We start from the raw sequence: 18,031 nt of genomic DNA on the forward strand, positions 1-18,031 counted from the left end.
CTCCCAGCGTGCTCAAGACCCGCATCATTCCCTGCCTCGACGTCAAGGACGGCCGCGTCGTCAAGGGCGTGAAGTTCCTCGAGCTGCGCGACGCGGGCGATCCGGTCGAGGCGGCCAAGGCCTACGACGCGGCCGGGGCCGACGAGCTCTGCTTCCTCGACATCACCGCGAGCCACGAGGCGCGCGGCACCCTGCTCGACGTGGTGAGCCGCACGGCGGAGGCCTGCTTCATGCCGCTCACCGTCGGCGGCGGCGTGCGCGCGGTGGCGGACGTGCGCGCGCTGCTGCTCGCCGGCGCCGACAAGGTCGCGATCAACACCGCGGCCGTGAACGATCCCGACCTCGTCGCGCGGGCCGCCGAGAAGTTCGGCGCGCAATGCGTCGTGGTGGCGATCGACGCCAAGCGCACCTCCGCGCCGGGCGAGCCGGACGCGTGGCAGATCTTCACCCATGGCGGCCGCACCCCCACCGGCCTCGACGCGATCGCCTTCGCCCGCACGGTGGCGGCCAAGGGAGCGGGCGAATTGCTCGTCACCTCCATGGACCGGGACGGGACGCGCTCGGGCTACGACCTCGCGCTGATCCGCGCCGTCGCCGACGCGGTGACCGTGCCGGTGATCGCCTCGGGCGGCGTCGGCGGGCTCGACGACCTCGTGGCCGGCGTCGCCGAAGGCCATGCCAGCGCGGTGCTCGCGGCCTCGATCTTCCATTTCGGGGAAGCCAGCGTCGCCGAGGCCAAGGCGCACATGGCGGCGGCCGGCCTCGCGATGCGGCTGGACGCCTGACCCGAGATCGGGAAGACGCCGGGGGCCGCGGCCGGATCCGGCACCATTTTTCCGACAATTCCACCCGCCCGTCGCGCAAATGCGGGTGGCGAGGCGCTGCTGTGCCGGCTCCCGTCTTGCCCGGCGCCCGCCGTTGACGCAGGTTCCGGCGACGGCATCGTCGTTTCCGAACCCTGCCGCACGGGTCCTCTATGTCCGCCTACACCCTCGACGACCTCGCCCGCCTGGTGGCGAGCCGCGCCGGCACCGCGCCCGACCAATCGTACACGGCCAAGCTGCTCGCGGGCGGCCCGGCCAAGGCCGCCAAGAAGCTCGGCGAGGAGGCGGTGGAGGCCGCCATCGCCGCGGTGCAGGGCGACAAGACCGGGCTGACCAACGAGGCGGCGGACGTGCTCTACCACCTCGTGGTGCTGCTGCGCGCCGGCGGCGTCGAGCTCTCCGCGGTGATGGCGGAGCTGGAGCGCCGCACGGCGCAGAGCGGCATCGCCGAGAAGGCGTCGAGGCCGCCGGCATGAAGGCGGCCGCGCTCGCCGCCGGCCAGACCCCGGTGACGGGGCAGAACCCGGTCACCGGCGACGGGTCGGAGCGGCTGTCGCCCTACCGCCTGTTCAGCCGCGAATCCTGGGCACAGCTGCGCGCCGACACGCCGCTGACGCTGACGCAGGAGGACATCGAGCGCCTGCAATCGCTGAACGACCCGATCTCGGTGGAGGAGGTGGTCGCGATCTACCTGCCGCTGTCGCGGCTGCTCGCGCTCTACGTCGCGGCGAGCCAGGGCCTGTTCAAGGCGACCCAGCGCTTCCTGATGGCCGAGCGCGAGACCAAGGCGCCCTACATCATCGGGCTCGCCGGATCGGTGGCGGTGGGCAAGTCGACCACGGCCCGCGTGCTCGCCGCGCTGCTCGCGCGCTGGCCGAACACCCCGAAGGTCGACCTCGTCACCACCGACGGGTTCCTGCTGCCGAACGCCGCGCTCGCCGCGCAGGGCATCATGGACCGGAAGGGATTTCCCGAGAGCTACGACACCGCCGCCCTGCTGCAGTTCCTGCACGACGTGAAATCGGGCCGGAAGCGCGTCACCGCTCCCCTCTACTCGCACCTCGTCTACGACCGGGTGGACGGCGAGGAGCGGGTGGTCGAGAGCCCCGACATCCTGATCGTCGAGGGCCTGAACGTGCTGCAGCCGGCCCGCCTGCCGCGCGACGGCACCGCGATTCCGTTCGTCTCCGACTTCTTCGACTTCTCGATCTACCTCGACGGGCACGAGGACGATCTGCACCGCTGGTACGTGATGCGCTTCATGCGCCTGCGCCAGACCGCGTTCCGCGACCCCCGCTCGTATTTCCGCAAGTACGCCGAGGTGCCCGAATCGGAAGCGCTCGCCATCGCCGACCGGCTGTGGACGACGATCAACCTGCCGAACCTGCGCGACAACATCCTGCCGACCCGCCAGCGCGCCAGCCTGATCCTGGCCAAGGGCGCGAGCCACCGCATCGAGAGCGTCGCGCTGCGGCGGTTGTAGGACCCCGCTCAGGCGAACGGAAACGCCGCCTCCGCGACGTAGGGCCCGCCCCCGGTCGAGTCGCGCGCCGAGTACAGCACCACCTGCGTCGCGGAAAAGCGCAGCGGCGTGAAGATCGGCGCCTGCGACAGGTACATCGCCACCGCCTCGGGCGTGGCCTCGCGGCGCAGGCGCGCCAGCGTCACGTGTGGCACGAACCTTCGCCGTTCCGGCTCGGCGCCCGCCCGGCGGATCAGGCGGTCCTGCTCGGCCTGGAGGTCCATCAGATCGGCGTTGGCGGCGACGCTGGCGAGCAGCGCGCGCGGCTTGTCGCCGCCGAACACCGAGAGGCCGTCCAGCACCACCTCGAGCGCCGGCCGCGCCCGCATCTCCGACAGCGCCTCGACCGCGTCCTCGGCAAGCGCGACCGGCACGTCGCCGAGGAAGCGCAGGGTGACGTGGTGATCCGACGGCTCGATCCAGCGTGCGCCCTGCAGGCCGCCGCGGAACGGCGCCAGCCCGGCGGCGATCTCCGGCGGGAGGCCGAGCGCCGTGAACAGGCGCGGCATCGCTAACGAGCCCCGGCCGGGAGCCGCCCGAGGAAGGTCTCGACCGAGGGCAGGATGCCGGCCACGATCACGTCGACGCCCTTGGCGTTCGGGTGGAGCCCGTCGTCGAGGGTGTAGGCGCGGTCGCCGACCATTCCGGCCATGAAGAACGGGTACAGCACGAGGTCGTAGGTCCGGGCGAGATCCGGGTAGATCGCGTCGAAGCGCGCGACGTAGTCGGGCCCGAGGTTGGTCGAGGCCCGCATGCCGGCGAGCAGCACCGGGATGCCGCGCGCCTTCAGCCGCGTCACGATCGCCTCCAGCGCCTTCCGCGTCACGGCGGGGTCGGTGCCGCGCAGCATGTCGTTGGCGCCGAGCTCCAGGATCACCCCGTCGGTGCCGTCGGGCACCGACCAGTCGACCCGGTCGAGGCCGTTGGTGGCGGTCTCGCCCGAGACGCCGGCATTGGCGACCGTCACCGTCCGGCCTTTCGCAGCGAGCGCCCGCTCCAGCACCGCCGGGAAGGCGGAGCCCGCCGGAAGGCGGTAGCCCGCGGTGAGGCTGTCGCCGAGCGCGACGAGCCGGATCGGCTTCGATTCGGGCTTCGGATCCGCCTTGGCCGGCGCGAGGCCCGCCATCGACAGGACCAGCCCCGCTGCGGCAAAGAGCGCCATCAGCGCCGCCCTGCGCCGGCCATCATGGCGTGGCTCCGTCGCGCTCGCCATATCGAGCCCGCGCGCATCGCCCGGCACGGGTCGTGCCGGAGCGCACCGAACGTTCGTCCGCCAACCGTGATCTCCGTCCCGCATGTTCGCCATCCGCCACAGATCGGCTCGACCGTGACCGCCGACAACCCCTCTCCCGGCAAGACCTCGCCTGCCATGTCCGCGTCCGGGACGCCAGCCATCGCTCTCTCTAGCATCGACCTCAGCCTCGGGCGGGGGGCCGCCCGCGTCCACGTGCTGCGCGGCATCTCGCTCGACGTCGGCCGCGGCGAGGCGGTCGGCCTCGTCGGGCCGTCGGGCTCCGGCAAGTCGACCCTGCTGATGGTGATGGCGGGCCTCGAGCGGCCCGATGCCGGCGCGATCCGGATCGAGGACACCGACCTGGGCGCCCTCGACGAGGACGCGCTCGCACGCTTCCGCGGCCGGCGGATCGGCATCGTGTTCCAGGCCTTCCACCTCGTCCCGACGATGACCGCCCTGGAGAACGTCGCCCTGCCACTGGAGCTGGCCGACAAGCCGGATGCCCATGCCCGCGCCCGGCGGGAGCTCGAAGCCGTCGGCCTCGGCCACCGGCTGCACCACTACCCGGCTCAGCTCTCGGGCGGCGAGCAGCAGCGCGTCGCCATCGCCCGCGCCGTGGCACCGGACCCGGCGATCCTGGTCGCCGACGAGCCGACGGGCAATCTCGACGAGGCGACCGGCCGCCAGATCGTCGACCTGCTGTTCGCGCTGAAGCGCGACCGCGGCGCGACGCTCGTCCTCGTCACCCACGATCCGGGGCTCGCCCGCCTCTGCGATCGTACGGTGCGCCTGCGCTCGGGGCGGATCGAGGAGCCGGTGGCGGCCTGATGCACGGCACCCTCTCCCAACCCCGGCCGACGCCCGCCTCGCGCCTGCCGCTGACCCTGCGCCTCGCGCTGCGCGAGCTCCGCGGGGGCTTGCGCGGCTTCGCCGTGTTCCTCGCCTGCATCGCGCTCGGCGTCGCGGCGATCGCCGGGGTCGCCTCGATCTCGCGCTCGCTGTCGGACGGGCTCGGCCGCGAGGGCAAGCGCATCCTCGGCGGCGACCTCAGCTACAGCCTGATCAACCGCGAGGCGACGGAGCCGGAGCGCGCGGTGCTCGACGCGCAGGGGCGTGTCGACGTGGTCGCCTCGCTCCGCGCCATGGCGGTGGCGGGCGAGGGCGCGGCGCTGGTCGAGCTGAAGGCGGTCGATGCCGGCTACCCGACCGCCGGAGAGCTCGTCACCGAGCCGCAGGCGCCCCTCGCCGACCTGCTGGCCGAGCGTGACGGGATCGACGGCGCGCTCGCCGACCCCGCGCTTCTGACCCGCCTCGACCTCAAGGTCGGCGACCGGATCACGCTCGCCGGCCGGCCCTTCGCCATCCGCGCGACCCTCGTCTCGGAGCCCGACAAGATCGCCGGCGGCATCGGCTTCGGGCCGCGGCTGATCGTGTCGCAGAATGCGCTGCGCCGCACCGGCCTGGTCCAGCCGGGAAGCCTCAACCGCTGGAGCTACCGGCTGCTGCTGCCCGGCGCCGACGATGCGGGCCTCGACGCCGCCGCCGCCCGGATCGCGGCGGCCGCTCCGCAGGCCGGCTGGGAGATGCGGGCGCGCACCAACGCCGACCCGCGGTTCTCCAAGAGCATCGAGCGCTTCACCCAGTTCCTGACGCTAGTCGGCCTCACCGCGCTGATCGTCGGCGGGGTCGGCGTCGCCAACGCCGTCAACGCCTTCGTCGAGCGCAAGCGCCCCTCGATCGCGACCCTGAAGAGCGTCGGTGCGCCGGGCTCGAAGGTCGTCGCCCTGTACCTGACGCAGGTGATGCTGATCGCCGGGCTCGGCACGGCGATCGGGCTCACTGTGGGCGCCGCGCTGCCCTTCGCCCTCGACGCGCTGTTCCGGGACAGCCTGCCCCTGCCGCTGAACCCGACGCTGGCGCCCCTCGAGCTGCTCCAGGCGGCGGCCTACGGGCTCCTCACGGCCCTGGCCTTCGCGATCACGCCCCTGGGGCGCGCCCACGACGTCCCGGTCTCGGGGCTGTTTCGCGACGCCGTCGACCCGGCAGCCAGCGGCATCCGCCCGCGCTACCGGGCGATCCTGGCGCTGGCGCTCGCCGCCCTGGTGGGGCTCGCCGTCGGCACCGCCTTCGACCGGCGCGTGGCGCTGATCTTCATCGCCGCCGCCGGCCTCGCCTTCGGCCTGCTGCGGCTGGTCGCGGTCGGCGTGATGGCGCTCGCCCGCCGGCTGCCGCATCCGCGGCGGGCCGCGCCGCGGATGGCCTTGGCCAACCTCCACCGCCCCGGCGCCCTGACGCCGGCCATCGTCCTCTCCCTCGGCCTCGGCGTGACCCTGCTGGTGACCCTGAGCCTGATCGACGTGAACGTGCGCCGCACCATCTCGGCGACCCTTCCGGCGCGCGCGCCGAACCTGTTCTTCCTGGACATCCCGGCCGCCGATTCGGGCGCCTTCCACGACTTCCTCGCGCGCCAGGCGCCCAGCGCCAAGATCGAGCGGGTGCCGATGATGCGCGGCCGCATCGTGGCGCTGGACGACGTCCCGGCCGAGAAGATCCGCCCGCCGGAGGACGCCGCCTGGGTGCTCGACGGCGACCGGGGCATCACCTACGCCGAGGACGTGCCCGAGGGCTCGACGCTCACCGCAGGCACGTGGTGGAACGCGGAGCAAGCCAGGACGCCGCTGGTCTCGTTCGAGGCGGATCTCGCGAAAAACCTCGGCCTCAAGGTCGGCAGCCGCGTCACCGTCAACGTGCTCGGGCGGAACCTCACCGCCACCATCGCCAACCTGCGCAAGGTCGAGTGGCGCAACCTCGGCATCAACTTCGTGATGGTGTTCTCCCCCGGCACCTTCCGCGGCGCGCCGCACTCGGACCTGGCGACGCTCACCCTGCCCGGGGGCACCGACGGCGCGGTCGAGAACCGGATCCTGCGCGACGTCGCCAAGGCGTTCCCCTCCGTCACCAGCGTGCGGGTGAAGGACGCCCTCGATGCCGTCGGCGACCTCGTCGGCCGGCTGGTGCTGGCGATCCGCGGCGCGAGCGCGGTGGCGGTGCTGGCGAGCCTGTTCGTGCTGGCCGGCGCCATCGCCGCGGGGCACCGGGCGCGCCTCTACGACGCCGTGGTGCTGAAGGTGCTCGGCGCAACCCGCGGACGGCTGCTGGCCGCCTACGGCCTCGAATACGGGGCGCTCGGCCTCGTCACCGCCCTGTTCGGGCTGCTCGCCGGCACGCTCGCCGGCTGGGTGATCGTCACCCGGGTGATGCGCCTCGACTTCGTCCTCGACCTGTCGGGGGCGCTGGCGGCGGCCGCGGCCGCGGTGGTGCTCGCCGTGGTGCTGGGGCTCGCCGGGACTTGGCGCATCCTCGGCCAGAAGCCGGCACCGTACCTGCGGCAGGCGTGACCCTTGCGTATCCCCCGTGTGAGCTTGCCGCGATCGTGAACGACGGCATCGGGAGCCGTCGGCGAAGTAGCAGCGAACTTTAATCCCAGACTTCGTGAACAAATTTCACCCGCGGGGATTCATCGAAAGCGCTTTTTCAAGCTCTGCCGGGCTCTTGTGCGGGGCGGCCGAAAGCAACATATTCCGACACGAGGCGCTCGATGGCGCCAGAGGTCCCCTGCGTGGGCCTCGTCTCAAACACCACGCACGAGCGAGCCTTCCGAGGTCACTCCCATGGCATTCGACAACTCTCCCTTCCGCTACGGCGCCCAGGCGCCGTCGCAGGCCGGCACCCAGGTCGCGTTCGACCAGGGCCTGCGGACCTTCATGCTCGGCGTCTACAACAACATGGTCGTCGGGCTCGGCATCTCCGGCCTCGTCGCGCTCGGCCTCAACATGGCTGCCACCACCGCGACTGCGACCGGCCGCCTCGCCCTGACCCCGTTCGGCCAGACGCTCTACAACAGCCCGCTCAAGTGGGTTCTGATGTTCGCCCCGCTCGCCTTCATCCTGGTCTTCTCGATGCGGATGGACCGGATGTCGGCCTCGTCGGCGCGGACGATGTTCTTCGCCTTCGCGGCGGTGATGGGCGCCTCGATGTCGACGCTGCTGCTGGTGTTCACCGGCGCCAGCGTGGTGCGGGTGTTCTTCATCACCTCGGCGACCTTCGGCGCGCTGAGCCTCTACGGCTACACCACCAAGCGCAGCCTTTCGGGGATGGGCTCGTTCCTGATGATGGGCCTGATCGGCATCATCATCGCCTCGATCGTCAACATCTTCCTGGCCTCGTCGGCGCTGCAGTTCGCCGTCTCGGTGCTCGGCGTGCTGATCTTCGCGGGGCTCACCGCCTACGACACCCAGAAGCTGAAGGAGATGTATCTCTCCAGCGGCTTCGACGGCGAAGCGGCGGCCAAGATGTCGGTCAACGGCGCGCTGACGCTGTACCTCGACTTCATCAACATGTTCCAGTTCCTGCTCTCGCTCCTCGGCGACCGCCGCTGAGCGAAGACGGACCGGACGAACGAAGAAGGCCCCGGCGGAAACGCCGGGGCCTTCTTCGTTCCGGGGGAGCTACGCTTACGCCGCGCCACTTCCCCCAGCGGGCAATGTCCGCCCTGCGCAGCCCCGGGATGACGGGGAGGGTCCGGAAAAGGAATCTGAAGATGTGCGAGGCCGATCGCCTGCTCGGGGGGAGGGCCCCCCGCGCCGCGATCCGGGCGCGCAGCGAGCGTACCATCGGCCAAGACGGCACCGGACGAAGGATCGCCGCGCAAAAATCCGAACGCTTCACACGGCCCGCAGGGGCTTCTCCAGCACCGCGAGCACGCGGGCGAGGTCGGTGCCGCGCTTGAGCACCACGCCGGTCGCGGCGACCACGGCGTAGGCGCCCTGGCGGCGCGCGAGCTTCGGGTCCTTCTCGATCCGGTAGAGCGGCATCTCGGAGGTGCGGCGGTAGATCGAGAACACCGCCTTGTCGCGGCGGAAGTCGAGGGCGTAGTCGCGCCACTCCCCCTCCGCGACTCGGCGGCCGTAGAGGTTGAAGATCGTGCGCAGCTCGTGCCGATCGAACGCGATCTGCGGGGCGGTGGATGGGCTCGGGAAGGGGACCACGCGGGCCGTCGAATCGTCTGTCCGGATCTCGCCGCTCGTCCGCTCGGTCATCGTTCCTCCGCCGTCGGCCTGCCGCCGTCGTCTTGCCGTCAGCCGCTGAGGATGGGCCTCGGGTGGCCGGCCCGCAAGAGTCCCGCGGCGGCGATCCGATTCGTTGCGGACGGGACACGCCCAAGAAACAAATGCCGCGCTTTCGCCCCGATCACGCCTTTCCCGAGCCGCGTTGCGGCGCGACAACGAAGGCCGAACCCTCGTCGGGTCGTGCCCGTCGACGCCCGAATCCCGAGCTCCCCAGCCCTCGGGCGTCACCGGATCCCACGACGCGACATCCCAGAGGTTTCGAGACCCAAGGACTTCAGGCCGCCCGCGAGGGCGGCCTTTTTTTGTGCCCGCCCGGCCCGTTCGATCTCCCCGGGGCCCACGGGCAGCGGGAAGGCGCAAAACCCGCTATGAGGCGGACCGACCATGACCGACCCCTGCCCGCCCCGCTTCGACGACGACTTCCGGCAGGCGCTCGACGACCTGTTCGCGTGGCGCCGCGACGTGCGCCGCTTCCGGCCCGACCCGGTGGACGAGGCCCTGCTCCGCCAGAGCCTGGCGGCGGCCCATCGCAGCCCCTCCGTCGGCAACAGCCAGCCGTGGCGCTTCGTGCGCGTCGCCGACCCCGAGCGCCGCGCCGGCGTGGTCGCGAGCTTCGAGCGCTGCAACGCCGATGCGGCCCTGCGCTACGCCGACGCCCGCCAGGCGCAGTATCGCGCCCTGAAGCTCGCGGGCCTGCGCGAGGCGCCGGTGCACCTGGCGGTCTTCTGCGACGAGGCGACCGAGGCGGGCCACGGCCTCGGTCGCGCGACCATGCCGGAGATGCTGCGCTACTCCGTGGTCGGCGCCGTGCAGACCTTCTGGCTCGCCGCCCGCGCCCGCGGCCTCGGCACCGGATGGGTCTCGATCCTCGAGCCGGCCCGCATCGCGGCGCTGCTGGACGTGCCGGGCAGCTGGCACCTCGTCGCCTACCTCTGCGTCGGCTGGCCCGTCGAGGAGCATGCCGACCCCGAGCTCGTCCGCCACGGCTGGCAATCCCAGGACGCGACGGCGCTGGATCTGATCGAGCGGTAAAGCAGGTCTTTCGACGGACGATCGCCTTTATCACGATGAAGCCCGGCGCTTTTTACCGTCTTCCCCGAAGACGGTGAGTAAGCCCGCAGTCGTCGCAGGATGAGCTGGAACGCCGAGCTTGGCCGTGGATTATTGCTGCAGCGAACGGTCACGCTTTGCAGGAAGATCCCAAGATGTCGGTCAGGAAGTACGTGTCCACGAGCCTCGGCGGCGCGCTGCTGGCCGGCCTCGTCGCGGGGGCGCCGGCCCTGGCACGCGAGGTGGTGCCGTTCTCGGACGGGGTGATGCCGGGCTCGGTGGTGATCAGCGTCTCGCAGCGCCGGCTCTACCTCGTGAACGGCGATGGAACCGCGATCCGCTACCCCGTCGCGGTCGGCAAGCCGGGCAAGCAGTGGTTCGGCACCAAGGCGATCGACGGCAAGTACGTGCAGCCGGCATGGTCGCCGCCGAGCGAGGTCAAGCGCGACAACCCGCGCCTGCCGAACCTGATCGCCGGCGGCTCGCCGCACAACCCGATGGGCGCCGCCGCGATGACGCTGTCGGGCGGCGAATACGCCATCCACGGCACCAACCGCCCGAGCTCGGTCGGCACCTGGGCCTCCTACGGCTGCATCCGGATGTACAACCAGGACGTGGTTGACCTCTACGACCGCGTCTCGGTCGGCACCCCGGTCTACGTGACGCGCTGAACGCCCCGGAGCCCGGCGGGATCAGGCGGCGGGCGGGGCCGTCGCCTCGATCGCCGTGAAGGTCTCCAGGATGTGGTAGGTGTGCGCGATGCCGGCCGGCACGCAGTAGGAATCGCCGGGCTCCAGCGCGACCGTCCGGTCCTCGAGCACCAGCTTGGCCCGGCCGGAGATCACGTAGCCCACGGTCTCGTGCTCCGAGGTGGTGCTCGGCTTGTCGTCGGTCGGCGGCTCGTCGCGCCACATCCGCATGGCGACCAGCGCGCCCTTCGCGAGCGCGATCTCGCCGCCGGCGCCGCTCGGCGCATCCTTGCTCGATACCTTGGTCGTCATCGGGTCCCTCGTCGCGCCATGTGCTTCGCGAGCCCAACAGCGGGCCGGCACGGTCGTTCCAGCCGGCGAGGCGCGACGTCAGAAGTCGACGGCGAGCCCCTTCACCTCCCAGTCGTCGTAGCGGACCGGCTCCAGGCCGCCCCGCCCGAGGCGCTCGGGGGCGGCCGAGAGCGCGGCGGCCCGCGCGTCGATCGTCCTGCGGCGCTCGGCCGCCTCCGCCAGGGCGCGCGCGGCCGCCGGGGTGAGGGGACGGGGGGCGGTCCCGCCGCCGTCCTCGACGTGTTCGGTCCGGGCTTCGTCGGTCCCGTTGCGGCTGGTTTCACCTTGCATCGGACTCGCTCAAGTGGGAGGGCATCGGGGTCCGGCGGCAGCATGCCGGCACGAAGGGTCTTTCGAGAAGTGGCATCCATGGGCAGAGGGCGCAACGCGTCCGGGCCGGCGCGGGCGGCGGGCGCGACCAAGGGTCCGCGCCCGGGGCAGAAATCGCCGACGAAATCCGCACCGGAGGCGGTCGAGGCGGACGTCGCCGGCCTCGCCGCGCGCCGGGTGGCGCACGCCGTCGTCGCCGACCTGCTGGGCAAGAACCGCGCCCTCGCCCTGGAGGATGCGCTGGCCCAGGCGTCCCGCGTCGCGGGGCTCGACGCCGGCGATGCCGGTCTGGCGCGGGCCATCGCCACGGTCACCTTCCGCCGCCTCGGCTTCCTCCGGCGCGCGCTCGCCGCGCGGATGGAGCAGGGCCTGCCCGAGGACAAGCCGCGCCTCGTCGCGCTGCTCGCCACCGGCGCCGCCCAGATCCTCGACCTCGCCGTTCCCGACCATGCCGCGGTCGACCTCGCGGTGCGCCTGGCCAAGGCCGATCCGCAGGCGCGGCATCTCGCCGGCCTCGTCAACGCGGTGCTGCGCCGGGTCGTGCGCGAGCGCGAGGCGATCCTGGCCGAATGCGACGACCCGCTCGAGGCCAACACCCCGGATTGGCTGGCCGCGCGCTGGCGCGAGGCCTACGGGCCGGAGAAAGCCGCCGCCATCGCCCGCGCGCACCTGGCCGGCGCCGCGATCGACCTGACGCTGAAGGGCGAGGCCGGCGACTGGGCCGAGCGCCTTGGCGCGGCGGCGCTGCCCACCGGCTCGCTCCGGCTCGGCGACCTGCGGGTGCCGGTCTCCGAGCTTCCCGGCTTCGCCGATGGCGCGTGGTGGGTGCAGGATGCCGCCGCCGCGATCCCCGCGCGACTCCTCGGCGCGCAGCCCGGCGAGCGCATCGCCGACCTCTGCGCCGCGCCGGGCGGCAAGACCGCGCAGCTCGCGAGCCGGGGCGCCCTGGTGACCGCGCTGGACCGTTCGGCCCCGCGCCTGGAGCGCTTGTCCGAGAACCTCGCCCGGCTCGGGCTGACCGCCGAGGTGGTCGTCGGCGACGCGCTCGCCTACGAGCCCCCAAAGCCGTTCGACGCGGTGCTGCTCGACGCGCCGTGCTCGGCCACCGGCACGATCCGCCGCCATCCGGACGTCGCCTGGACCAAGACCGAATCCGACCTGATCCGCCTGCACCTCCTCCAGGCGCGCCTGCTCGACAAGGCCGCGACCCTGGTGCGGCCGGGCGGGCGCCTCGTCTTCTGCACTTGCTCGCTGGAGCAGGAGGAGGGCGAGCGCCAGGTCGCCGCCTTCCTGAAGCGCAACGGCGCGTTCGAGCGGGTGCCGGTGCGGGCGGACGAGGTCGGCGGCCTCGACGGCGTGATCAACGCCGACGGCGACCTGCGCACGCTCCCGGCCCACCTCGAAGGCTCGGACAGCCGGCGCGGCGGCCTCGACGGCTTCTTCGCGAGCCGGCTGCGGCACAAGGGGTAGCGCGGGGGGCAGGGGAGCGTCCCGACCGGCCGATTGCCACGCAGGCATGCGCCGCCGTAGGAAGCGCGACGCGACCGCCCCGACTCGGAGGTGCAGCCGCGCATCGCCGGGCCGACGTCGCCCGGCTCGGGGGAGCATGATGCAGAGCTTCGTTCGGGCCAAGCTGCACGGCATCCGCGTGACGGGCGCCGACCTGAACTATCACGGCTCGATCACGCTCGATGCCGACCTCTGCCGCGAGGCAGGGCTCGACCCGCTCGAATTCGTCGAGATCTGGAACAAGATGTCGGGCGCGCGGATCAGCACCTACGTGCTGTACGGGCCCGCCGGCTCGCGCTGCTGCGTCCTGAACGGCGCCGCCGCCCGCACCTGCCAAGTCGGCGACGAGGTCATCATCGCCTCGGCGAGCTACGGCGGCGTCGACGACGTGATCGCCCACAAGCCGCGCGTGCTGATCTTCGGCGACGGCAACGCCGTGGTCGACCGGGTCGTCTACGACGTGTTCCGCGACGACGAGGGCCGGCTCGACATGCGCATCCTCGAAGCGGAGACGGGCGCCGAGGAGCCGCCGCGGGTGGCGACCCACATCCGCGTGGCGTGAGCGTCGCGCCCCCTCGGGACGGAGGAGGGAAGCGGCGCCGCCCGCCGCGGCGCGGCCTCAGGTGGCGGGGAGCGCCCGCGGCGCCGGGCGCCGCTGATGCCGGACCAGCGACAGGGCCAGCCCCGACAGGGTCAGCAGGTCGCAGGTGAGCCCGAAGACCGAGCCGACGAGGCCGCTGTGGACGGCCCAGCACAGGCTGGCGCCGAGGAAGAGGCGCCGCATGCCCTGCGGATCGCCCTGGAGGCGGGCAGCCGTCGCCAGGAGGGCGCCGAGCCCGGCGCAGGCCGACGGCCAGCCGGACCAGGTCGCGAGCGTCGTCCCGGCGGCGACCAGCGTCGTCGCGGCGAAGAGCGGTGCCACCCAGGCGGCACGGCCCGCGGGCCCGATCGCCTGCGCCGAGACGAGGTTCTGCAGCAGGGCGATGGCGCACATCGCCGTGCCGGTGAGCGCGCCGAGATGCAGGTAGTGCAGGCCGAAGGCGGCGGCGCATCCGGCCGAGGCGAGAAGCATCCCGCGCCGATGCGGCAGGATCCCGGCGGCGAAGCCGAGCAGCAGGCCGAGGGTTCCGAAGAGGTCGAGATGCGGCTTCGCCGCGGCCCATCCGCTCAGGGCCAACGTCATCAGGGTCATGGTCCGCGCCCGGTCGGCGCGGAAGCGCGCCGCACTGGCGGCAGGCGCTAGGTCGTCATGGTAACCGGTCGGTTAACGGCCATTTCGGGTGCCCGCCCCCGTCGCTGCGGCGCAACCGCAGATCACCGCGTGGGGCGGTGCGGGCGGGACCCTCCGACGGGGGCCGGAAGCCTCTACGCCGTGCCGGCGGCTCGGGCCGCCGCGCCGACCGCCCGGTCGCGCCCGGCGCCCATCCCGGCGACGCCCGCCGCCGCGATGATCGTCGCGAACAGGGCGGCCGGGAGGACCCAGCCGTCGGTGGCGTCGTGGGCGAGGCCGAAGCCGAGGGGGCCGAGCGAGGCGAAGACGTAGCCGATCCCCTGCGCCATCGCCGAGAGGGCGCCGGCCGAGGCGGCGTCGCGGGTGCGCAGGACGAGGAGGCTCAAGCCCAGCCCGAAGCAGCCGCCGATGCCGAGGCCGAGGAGCCCGGAGGCGGGGAACCGCAGGCTCTCCGGGCCGAAGGCGAGGACGAGGAAGCCGGTCAGCGTCGCGGCCAGCACCGCGACGATCCAGCCGCGCTGGTCGCGCACGCGCGCGGCCAGCATCGCCACGACGAGGGCGCCCGGCGCCTGATGCAGCGTCACCACCGAGGCGACGAGGCCGGCATCCAGCGCCGGGAGCCCGCGCCCCTGCAGGATCGCCGGCAGCCAGCCGAACAGCACGTAGGCGAGCGAGGATTGCAGGCCCATGAAGGCGGTGACCTGCCAGGCCAGCGGATCGCGCAGGAGCCGGCCCGGCGCGGCCGCCGACGACCGCTCCGGCACGGCCCGGCTCAACGGTGCCCAGGCGAGGGCGGCGACGACCGCGGGCAGCGCCCAGACCGCGAGCGCCAGCGGCCAGCCCCGGCCGATCGCCTGCTCCAGCGGCACCGCGAGGCCGGCGCCGGCGGCGGCCCCGAGGCAGAGCGTCATGGTGTAGAGCCCGGTCATCGCCCCGGCGCGGCCGGGGAAGTCGCGCTTGACCACGGCCGGCAGCAGCACGTTGGCGAGCCCGATGCCGAAGGCGGCGACCGCGGTACCGGCGAACAGCGCCGCGACACCGCCGAGGCCGCGCAGGGCCAGGCCGGCCGCGACCACGACGATGCCGAGGAGCACGCCGCGGTCGGCGCCGAGCCGTCGCAGGATCAGCGGCGTCAGCGCGCAGGCGAGGCCGAGGCAGAGGACGGGGAGGGTGGTCAGCACCGCAGCCCCCGCCGCGGAGAGACCCGTCGCCGCGCGGATGGACGAGAGCAGCGGCCCGACGGTGCTCAGCGCCGGGCGCAGGTTGAACGCCACCGCCATCAGGCCGCAGGTCAGCAGGAGGGGCGGGATGCGCCGCGCCGCTCTCACGCGAGCCGCCGGGCCCGGAGGGCGCCCGCGAGGCAGGCGGCGAGCATCGCCGCGAAGGGCCAGTCGCCGGCCCGGCCGTAGAGGGTGCCGCCGAGGATGCGGACGGGTAGGTCGGCATCGAGCACCGCCTCCTGCTCGATCGGCAGCTGCGCGACGACGCGCCCGTGCGCGTCGATCACCGCCGAGATCCCGGTGTTGGCGTCGCGCACCAGCGGCAGGCCCTCCTCGACGGCGCGCAGGCGGGCCTGCGCCAGGTGCTGGCGCGGGCCAGGCGTGTCGCCGAACCAGGCGTCGTTGGTCACGTTCAGGATCAGGCCGGGGGGCCGATCGGCGGCGGTGGCGCCGGCCGGCAGGATCGCGCCGGGGAAGATCGCCTCGTAGCAGATCGTCGCCGCCACCGGCGGCAGGCCCGGCACGTTGAGGATGCGCTGGCCGGCGAGCGTCCCGGCCGAGAAGCCGCCCGGCACGGCCACGAACTGGCGCAGGCCTACCGCCCGCAGGGCCGCGTCGAGGGGCGCGGGCAGGTACTCGCCGAACGGCACGAGGTGGACCTTGTCGTAGCTGTCGACGATGCGGCCGCCGGGCTCGATCGCCATGATCGCGTTGAAGTAGCGCAGGCGCTCGCCGGGCAGCGGCTCCTCGGCGCGGGCCGCGCCGGTGATCAGGTGCTGGCCGGGCTCCAGCCCGGCGCCGACCTGCGCCATCGCCGCGGGATCGCGCTGGATCAGGAACGGGAAGGCCGATTCCGGCCAGAGGATGTGCGTCGGCGCCGCCTCGCCGGCCTCCGGCGGGCGCCGGCTCAGCTCGACGTAGCGGTCGACGATGTCCTGCCGGTTCTCGGGGCGGAACTTCGCGTCCTGGGGCAGGTTCGGCTGCACCAGCCGCAGGCGCACCCCGGCGACGGTGGGGTCGGGATCGGGCCCGACCCGCTCCGCGCCGTGGAGCGCCATGGCGGCCAGCACGATCGCGGCGGCGGCCGTCGGGCCGAGGCGGCTGCGCGGATGCGAGCCGGTGGCGAGCGTCGCCGGCGCGGCGCAGACGAGGACGGCGAGCAGCGTCAGGCCGTAGAGCCCGACGAGGGAGGCCGACTGCATCAGCCAGAGGTTCTGGCCGAGCGCCATGCCGAGGGTGTTCCAGGGGAAGCCGGTGAAGACGTGCCCGCGCACCCACTCGGCGCCCGCCAGCCCGAAGGCGAGGCCGGCGATGCGCGCCGGGCCGCGGACCCAGAGCAGGCCGGCGACGGCGAAGCCCGCGGCGTAGAACAGCCCGAGCGCCAGCGGCAGGCCGACGACGCCGAGCGGCAGCGCCCACAGGAACTCGTCGGCCTCCACGAGGAAGGCCGAGCCGAGCCACCACAGCCCGGCGAACAGGTAGCCGAAGCCCCAGGCCCAGCCGACCAGCGCGCAGGGGCGGAGCCGGGCGGCGACCGTGCTGCGCGAGCCCGCCGCCCCGTCCACCAGCCAGACCGCGACGACGAGGGACACGGCCAGCGCGGGCAGGAGGCCGAAGGGCGGCATCGCCAGCGCGCCGACGCTGCCGGCGAGGAAGCTCAGGGCGAGCCGGCGCCAGCCGCGCAACAGCATGACGCCGTTGGCCAGGCGCGCGGCCGCGCCGCCCGGCAGCGTGGCTGCTGGGGGCGCTTCGGGAGCCGGCGTCACGGTGCGGGCGTCTCGATCGCGTTGACGGCAGGGGGCGCGGCGGGCGGGGGCAGGGCGAGCGGCACGGCGGAGGCCGCGATGCGGGCGGGCCCGCGTTGGAAGCGCAGGCGCTTGAGGCGGCGCGGGTCGGCGTCGAGCACCTCGAACTCGAGGTCGCCGGGGCCGGCGATGAGCTCGCCGCGCGAGGGCACGCGGCCGGCCAGCGTCACGATCATGCCGCCGATCGTGTCGATCTCCTCGGCCATCTCGCCCACCGCCGCGACGAGGTCGACGCCGGTGGCCTCGGAGACCTCCGCCAGCGGCGCACGGGCATCGGCCACGAACACCTCGGCCTCGCCCTCGAGGCGCTGGACGAGGCGGCCCTCGACCACGTCGTGCTCGTCCTCGATGTCGCCGACCACCATCTCGATCAGGTCCTCGATCGAGATCAGCCCGTCGGTGCCGCCGTACTCGTCGATGACGAGCGCCATGTGGGTGCGGGTCGCCTGCATCCGCACCAGCAGGTCGATCGCCGGCATCGAGGGCGGCACGAACAGCACCGGCCGCTGGATGCGGGTGGAGGCGAGCGTCGCGGTGAGGTCGACGTTGCCGAGGTTGAGCGTGCGCAGGGCGCGGGCGGGCGCCCGGCGCACCCGCGGGGCGGGCTTCTGCGCGTCCTTCAGCGCATCCTTGGCCGCCTCGGCCTCGGCGGGGGCGGGCGTCGCGCCGTTGGCTGCGGCCGCGGCGCTGCGGCGCGGGGCGGCCTCGGCCCGCGCGGCGATGTGGTCCACGAAGTCGCGGATGTGGACCATGCCGCGCGGGTCGTCGAGCGTCTCGCCGTAGACCGGCAGGCGGGAATGGCCGGCGGTGCGGAACAGCTTCAGCAGGTCGCCGAGGCTGGTCTCGACCGAGACCGCGACGATGTCGGCCCGCGGGATCATCACGTCGTCGACGCGCACCTTGTGCAGCCCGAGGACGTTCTTAAGCATGGCGCGCTCGAGCGGCGAGAACGCGTTCTCGCCCGAATCGGGCTCGGCCAGGGCCTCTTCGATGTCGCCGCGCAGCGAATCGCGCGGTTTCAGGTGCAGCACCTGGAGGAGGCGGTCGTACCAGGGCTCGCGCGCACCCGATTCCGCCTCGTTGGAACTGAGCGCGGCCTGGGCCGCGCCGCGACTTCGATCGTGGGTCATGTCTCTC

At 73.4% G+C, this 18,031-nt stretch carries 19 protein-coding genes; 10 read left to right on the top strand and 9 right to left on the bottom strand.

Going from position 1 to position 18,031, the window contains the following annotated elements; translation table 11 throughout:
• Positions 1-8: 8 nt before the first annotated feature.
• The 3 genes from hisF (at position 9) to coaA (ending at position 2,307) form a co-directional block, all read left to right on the top strand.
• Positions 9-785: an imidazole glycerol phosphate synthase subunit HisF gene (gene hisF, locus MKK60_RS13675; protein ID WP_147725799.1), complete on the top strand. Its 777-nt coding sequence runs from the start codon at positions 9-11 to the stop codon at positions 783-785.
• 191 nt (positions 786-976) lie between these two features.
• Positions 977-1,300: a phosphoribosyl-ATP diphosphatase gene (locus MKK60_RS13680; RefSeq protein WP_147725798.1), complete on the top strand. Its 324-nt coding sequence runs from the start codon at positions 977-979 to the stop codon at positions 1,298-1,300.
• Positions 1,297-2,307: a type I pantothenate kinase gene (gene coaA, locus MKK60_RS13685; RefSeq protein WP_147725797.1), complete on the top strand. Its 1,011-nt coding sequence runs from the start codon at positions 1,297-1,299 to the stop codon at positions 2,305-2,307. The genes MKK60_RS13680 and coaA overlap by 4 nt, the downstream gene beginning before the upstream one ends.
• Positions 2,308-2,315: 8 nt before the next feature.
• Here the strand turns inward: coaA and thpR are convergent, their stop codons facing one another.
• Both thpR and MKK60_RS13695 read right to left on the bottom strand, forming a co-directional pair.
• Positions 2,316-2,855 (bottom strand): RNA 2',3'-cyclic phosphodiesterase, encoded by a 540-nt coding sequence (gene thpR / locus MKK60_RS13690; protein ID WP_243986534.1) that lies wholly within the window; start codon positions 2,853-2,855, stop codon positions 2,316-2,318.
• Positions 2,856-2,857: 2 nt separating this feature from the next.
• Complete coding sequence (locus MKK60_RS13695) at positions 2,858-3,508, bottom strand: arylesterase (protein WP_243935727.1); 651 nt, start codon at positions 3,506-3,508, stop codon at positions 2,858-2,860.
• Between the two features lie 207 nt (positions 3,509-3,715).
• On the opposite strand from MKK60_RS13695, the gene MKK60_RS13700 reads away from it, so the two are divergent.
• The 3 genes from MKK60_RS13700 to MKK60_RS13710 all read left to right on the top strand — a co-directional run bounded on the left by MKK60_RS13700 (position 3,716) and on the right by MKK60_RS13710 (position 8,019).
• A complete protein-coding gene (locus tag MKK60_RS13700) occupies positions 3,716-4,408 on the top strand; it encodes an ABC transporter ATP-binding protein (protein ID WP_243986642.1) in 693 nt (230 codons plus the stop codon).
• Positions 4,408-6,978 carry an ABC transporter permease gene (locus MKK60_RS13705; protein ID WP_243986536.1) on the top strand — a complete coding sequence of 857 codons (2,571 nt, stop codon included), beginning with the start codon at positions 4,408-4,410 and terminating at the stop codon, positions 6,976-6,978. The genes MKK60_RS13700 and MKK60_RS13705 overlap by 1 nt, the downstream gene beginning before the upstream one ends.
• 273 nt (positions 6,979-7,251) lie before the next feature.
• Complete coding sequence (locus MKK60_RS13710; protein WP_147844215.1) at positions 7,252-8,019, top strand: Bax inhibitor-1/YccA family protein; 768 nt, start codon at positions 7,252-7,254, stop codon at positions 8,017-8,019.
• 285 nt (positions 8,020-8,304) lie between these two features.
• Here MKK60_RS13710 and MKK60_RS13715 read toward each other — a convergent pair whose 3' ends face one another.
• Entirely contained in the window at positions 8,305-8,679 is a 375-nt protein-coding gene (locus MKK60_RS13715; protein ID WP_147727234.1) for a DUF2794 domain-containing protein, read from the bottom strand.
• 414 nt (positions 8,680-9,093) lie between these two features.
• Here MKK60_RS13715 and bluB point away from each other — a divergent pair, with 414 nt between their 5' ends.
• Both bluB and MKK60_RS13725 read left to right on the top strand, forming a co-directional pair.
• A complete protein-coding gene (bluB, locus tag MKK60_RS13720; RefSeq protein WP_243986546.1) occupies positions 9,094-9,741 on the top strand; it encodes a 5,6-dimethylbenzimidazole synthase in 648 nt (215 codons plus the stop codon).
• Between the two features lie 173 nt (positions 9,742-9,914).
• A complete protein-coding gene (locus MKK60_RS13725; protein ID WP_147844213.1) occupies positions 9,915-10,430 on the top strand; it encodes a L,D-transpeptidase in 516 nt (171 codons plus the stop codon).
• A gap of 21 nt (positions 10,431-10,451) precedes the next feature.
• Here MKK60_RS13725 and MKK60_RS13730 read toward each other — a convergent pair whose 3' ends face one another.
• Together MKK60_RS13730 and MKK60_RS13735 are read right to left on the bottom strand one after the other, a co-directional pair.
• Positions 10,452-10,760 (bottom strand): cupin domain-containing protein, encoded by a 309-nt coding sequence (locus MKK60_RS13730; protein ID WP_243937844.1) that lies wholly within the window; start codon positions 10,758-10,760, stop codon positions 10,452-10,454.
• Positions 10,761-10,838: 78 nt separating this feature from the next.
• Positions 10,839-11,090 carry a DUF1674 domain-containing protein gene (locus tag MKK60_RS13735; RefSeq protein WP_243986548.1) on the bottom strand — a complete coding sequence of 84 codons (252 nt, stop codon included), beginning with the start codon at positions 11,088-11,090 and terminating at the stop codon, positions 10,839-10,841.
• A 78-nt stretch (positions 11,091-11,168) separates the two neighbouring features.
• Between MKK60_RS13735 and MKK60_RS13740 the strand changes: the two genes are divergently transcribed.
• A complete protein-coding gene (locus MKK60_RS13740) occupies positions 11,169-12,599 on the top strand; it encodes an RsmB/NOP family class I SAM-dependent RNA methyltransferase (protein ID WP_243986550.1) in 1,431 nt (476 codons plus the stop codon).
• Between the two features lie 139 nt (positions 12,600-12,738).
• Positions 12,739-13,200 carry an aspartate 1-decarboxylase gene (gene panD, locus MKK60_RS13745; RefSeq protein ID WP_147729911.1) on the top strand — a complete coding sequence of 154 codons (462 nt, stop codon included), beginning with the start codon at positions 12,739-12,741 and terminating at the stop codon, positions 13,198-13,200.
• A 57-nt stretch (positions 13,201-13,257) separates the two neighbouring features.
• Here panD and MKK60_RS13750 read toward each other — a convergent pair whose 3' ends face one another.
• The 4 genes from MKK60_RS13750 to MKK60_RS13765 all read right to left on the bottom strand — a co-directional run bounded on the left by MKK60_RS13750 (position 13,258) and on the right by MKK60_RS13765 (position 18,024).
• Complete coding sequence (locus tag MKK60_RS13750; RefSeq protein ID WP_243986552.1) at positions 13,258-13,830, bottom strand: YgjV family protein; 573 nt, start codon at positions 13,828-13,830, stop codon at positions 13,258-13,260.
• Between the two features lie 173 nt (positions 13,831-14,003).
• Positions 14,004-15,197, bottom strand: a complete 1,194-nt coding sequence (locus MKK60_RS13755; RefSeq protein ID WP_409566112.1) for an MFS transporter — start codon at positions 15,195-15,197, stop codon at positions 14,004-14,006.
• On the bottom strand, positions 15,194-16,855 hold the full coding sequence (lnt, locus tag MKK60_RS13760) for an apolipoprotein N-acyltransferase (protein ID WP_409567177.1): 1,662 nt from the start codon (positions 16,853-16,855) through the stop codon (positions 15,194-15,196). The genes MKK60_RS13755 and lnt overlap by 4 nt, the downstream gene beginning before the upstream one ends.
• Positions 16,852-18,024 (bottom strand): CBS domain-containing protein, encoded by a 1,173-nt coding sequence (locus tag MKK60_RS13765; protein ID WP_147859051.1) that lies wholly within the window; start codon positions 18,022-18,024, stop codon positions 16,852-16,854. Before MKK60_RS13765 ends, lnt begins: the two co-directional genes overlap by 4 nt.
• Between the last annotated feature and the right edge of the window lie 7 nt (positions 18,025-18,031).

It is taken from the genome of Methylobacterium sp. J-092 (genome assembly GCF_022829325.1).
In the GTDB taxonomy this organism is placed as follows: domain Bacteria; phylum Pseudomonadota; class Alphaproteobacteria; order Rhizobiales; family Beijerinckiaceae; genus Methylobacterium.